Source organism: Pseudoalteromonas sp. T1lg21, from assembly GCF_002964625.1.
In the GTDB taxonomy this organism is placed as follows: domain Bacteria; phylum Pseudomonadota; class Gammaproteobacteria; order Enterobacterales; family Alteromonadaceae; genus Pseudoalteromonas; species Pseudoalteromonas gelatinilytica.
Genome location: NZ_PQBX01000039.1, coordinates 286,817 through 290,507, shown reverse-complemented (window position 1 = coordinate 290,507; position 3,691 = coordinate 286,817). Strand labels below are relative to the sequence as shown.

At 41.2% G+C, this 3,691-nt stretch carries 3 protein-coding genes and 1 pseudogene; all 4 read left to right on the top strand.

Annotated elements, in window-relative coordinates:
• A partial coding sequence (locus C2M25_RS09275) for an SGNH/GDSL hydrolase family protein (RefSeq protein WP_199775167.1) occupies positions 1-2,160 on the top strand: 2,160 nt, incomplete at its 5' end.
• Positions 2,153-2,644: a DUF1833 family protein gene (locus C2M25_RS09270; RefSeq protein ID WP_105180966.1), complete on the top strand. Its 492-nt coding sequence runs from the start codon at positions 2,153-2,155 to the stop codon at positions 2,642-2,644. The genes C2M25_RS09275 and C2M25_RS09270, both read left to right, overlap by 8 nt.
• 59 nt (positions 2,645-2,703) lie before the next feature.
• Positions 2,704-3,045: a hypothetical protein gene (locus C2M25_RS09265; RefSeq protein ID WP_234003549.1), complete on the top strand. Its 342-nt coding sequence runs from the start codon at positions 2,704-2,706 to the stop codon at positions 3,043-3,045.
• Positions 3,029-3,691, top strand: a pseudogene (locus C2M25_RS09260) (host specificity factor TipJ family phage tail protein); the annotation flags it as partial. The gene C2M25_RS09265 and the pseudogene C2M25_RS09260, both read left to right, overlap by 17 nt.

Here is a 3,691-nt window from a genome sequence, read left to right as displayed (position 1 = left end):
TTTAAATATTTCTTTGTTATTGAAGGTTTAGATAGTCAGGGTGCCTTTACTGCATTAGGTGTAAGTAACTCACCTTCTCTTGGTCTAGGCGGTGAAATTGATGGTATGTTCAAAAAAACGCCTAGCAACAATTGGGGCTATGTTGCGAACAATTCCATAAAAGCAAAAACAGTTGGTTATAACTCTGAGGTTAACTTAGGTATTATTAATAAGCTTTTACCAAGCTTTGAAGAAACCAATGTTTTTGTTGCTGGCCGAAACTTCAAAGGAACTCATTGGAAGTCGAACAATACAGCCGCAACGTTTGATGCATGGGCCGTTGGCTTTACGCCAAGAACAAAGCTTGATGCAGATACAGCAATCCTTTATTTAGGTAATTTGACGTCTAATACGGGTGTTGAATTTCAATTAATGAGACGAGAGATAATTGATGATCAATCAGCACCTGGTGCATTAATTGAAGATGAAGTATTAATCAATAAAACTTACTCTTTAGCTGAATTAGGCGTTGAAAATGATGAATTAATGCCGATTCCATTTGATGTTTCGAGTGTTGGCCCGTTTGAAGTAAATACAACTTACTTTTTAATCGTGAAAGCAATCGGTGGGCTATTGGATTGCGGTCAGTCATACAATGATTTGGCTAACGAAGATAAAGTAAAACGTGGTTTTTACTCAAACGAAACAACTGATAACTTTGTCCCTGTTGGTGGTGATTCTTCAATCGCGTGGGAACTTAGAAGCAATCAATTTCAAATCAAAAAACAAAGTGTTGATGCCGGGCATGTGCATGCATTTGCTGATATTGGTGTTGTTAATGAAACGTCACTTGATGTGTCTATACCTAGTTTTGTTATCAAGAAACAAAGTGGTGACATAACCGTAGCTGCGCAAACATTAGCAATCACTGCGCCTGTTGCTTATTTGAATGAAAACATTCCTTATACATTGAAATTCGATGACAGCGGCAAATGGTTTGGTAACGCGAATGCAGAGTTACCATATCGATATATTCGCAATGTGACAGTGCGCCGCACAAGTGATAACGCTTTGTTAAATGAAGGTGTTGATTATGATGTGTTTTATAACGGTGGACGTATTGCGGGTAAAAAAGATATTGCAGATACGCCCGTTAAAATCACTTATAACGGCTATCACTCTCGCTACGATATTATTCAGCTAAACCCGATGACTGGTCAGTTATCTGTAGTTGAAGGGTTTGAACGTTATTGGGACCCAGAAGAGTACATGGTCTCGCCAGATACAGGGTGTATTGCTCTTTTTTCTGTATATGCTTACGGACAAGAAGTTCAGTTAATACCAATGCACAATTGGCGCGGCATCATTCGTGATAACTTTGATCGTTATTACCTCACAGAAAAAGCCAGAAGCCGCGCAACGTTAAGTAAGTTAATTGGCAAGTTAAATCAGCAATCAGCTATTACTATTGCGGGTTATGGTGACTCTATTACAGCGCAAGGAAGCCCTGCAAATTATGACGAACCGAATGGCCCAAATCGTGACGGACTAGGTTTTTATGGAAAATTACCTGCTGACACTCGTGGAGCATTTGAAGTATTCGACCACGGGGATGGAGCTGGCGCTGTTCATCAGCATTTTGGTTGGAACTATGCTCTAAAAGCTAAGTTTGAAGAGTTAGGTTCAAATGTTACTTATTTAAATTTTGGCATTGGTGGTTCTTGGAGTGCTAATTATATAAGCGAAACAGACAACAACCAGCGGGGCGGTTTAGAGCCGGGACGTTTAAACGCGATGCTATCTTACAACCCCGATGTAGTTGTCGTTGCATTTGGAATGAACGAAATAGGCTCATCTAACACCACCCAAAACGTTGCTGATATAGCGACCGCTTGTAAGGCCGCTGGTGCTGATGTGATTATCTTAGGTTGCCCTCGCCCTAATTCGTTTGGTGGTCGTTGTTCTTTAGAAGATTGGCAGCTAACCAACGATAGGCTTTATCTTGCAGCTGAGTCTGCAGGTGTGGCTTTTGTTTCTACTACTTACATCGAAAATGATGATGCTCTTGGCTTTAGTGGTATGTCTGGACACAGTTTATGCGCTTCAGGTGGCTATAACCATCCTGGTCCAGCCCAGTTAAAGGCCATCGGTAAGGCACTTGTGGATTTATTCAATGAGTGAAGTACTCCAACGTATCTACGCAAGTGCCCCAGTTAACGACATCCCCATTCACACATTAGAGCTTAAGGCTGCAGATTTATGGGAGCTTAGGATTTGTGATGGCTTTGATGACCAAGTTGCCGGCATTGAAAATGGCGACATGGTTACATTTAAAGCCAGCGGTATGGGAGTGTCGTTACCGCAGCGAGGTGTGAAAGGTCGCCAGGACTTACAATTTCAAATTGATAATGTGTCTGGCGAAGCACTTGCACTGATTGATCTGGCAATTGATGCGGGCGTAAAAATTGATGTAATTTACCGGGTCTATGTATCGAGTGACTTAAGCGAACCTGCAGAGCCGGCAGTTACAATGAAAGCTGCTGACGTTCAAGCTACTTCACAGAGCATCAATGTAGTTGCATCATTTAATGACCTTGTAAATAAAGCTTGGCCTAACAAGCGCTATACACCTTCCATTGCCCCTGGGCTCAAATACTTCAGTTAATAATGTCATACACAATTAATGATTATTTAAGTGTTCCTTATGTGAATGAGGGGCGAGATATGTCTGGATTTGATTGTTGGGGTCAAACTCGGCATCGTCTTCATCACTATTATGGTCAACCATTATTCGAATCGTTTGGCCATATTCACCCAGACGACAAAAATTTGCTTACTGAAGCCTACCAACAAATTGTTTCCAACTTTAGAGCTTGCGAACCATCACCCGGTGTTGTGGCGTGCGGTTTTAAGTTTGGTAGCTTAATTCACATCGGCACAGTTGAACTAATCGACGGTAAGCTTGAAATACTTCATACATCCCGCCGTAAAGGACCATCAATTGACAGCATCACTGACTTCAAGCGGTTATTTAAAGAGGTAAAGTTTTATGAATATGTGGGTTGATATTAAAGTTTACCCGAACAAATTAGATCCTTCTTTAATGGAGCCCTGCAAATGCAAGGTTGGTTCGACACTTCATCAATGGCTGACTGAAAATGTCCCTGCTTATTATGAGAGCGATGAACCACTTTTTACTGTGCTTATAAATCAGCGGGTCTTATTGCCGACAAATTGGAAAATTTATCAATTTGAAGCGTCGGATGATGTAAGCATTATTGTTGAGCCAAAAGAGCCTGCCACAATTGCTTATGCGGTTATTGCTGTGATCGCTGTCGGTTATGCCGTATATACCGCAAATCAAATCCCCGATAACTATAACTCGACGACTCCTGATGGCAGTAGTATTTATGATGTAAATACCCAAGGGAATAAGCCCAGGCTTATGGGCATTATCCCTGAAGGGGCAGGGCGCCATAAAATTTACCCTGATTATTTAACAATGCCACGACGAGAATATATTGATAATGAGCAATGGCTTTATTTAATGTTAAGTGTAGGTGTTGGGCGCTATGAAATATTATCGAATGAAATGTATATTGGTAATACACCGACCACAAGTTATGCCGGCGATATTGATATACAGGTGTTTGAACCTGGCGAAAACGTAACAGGCCATGAAGCTCACAGAAATGTTTATACCTCAAGTGAA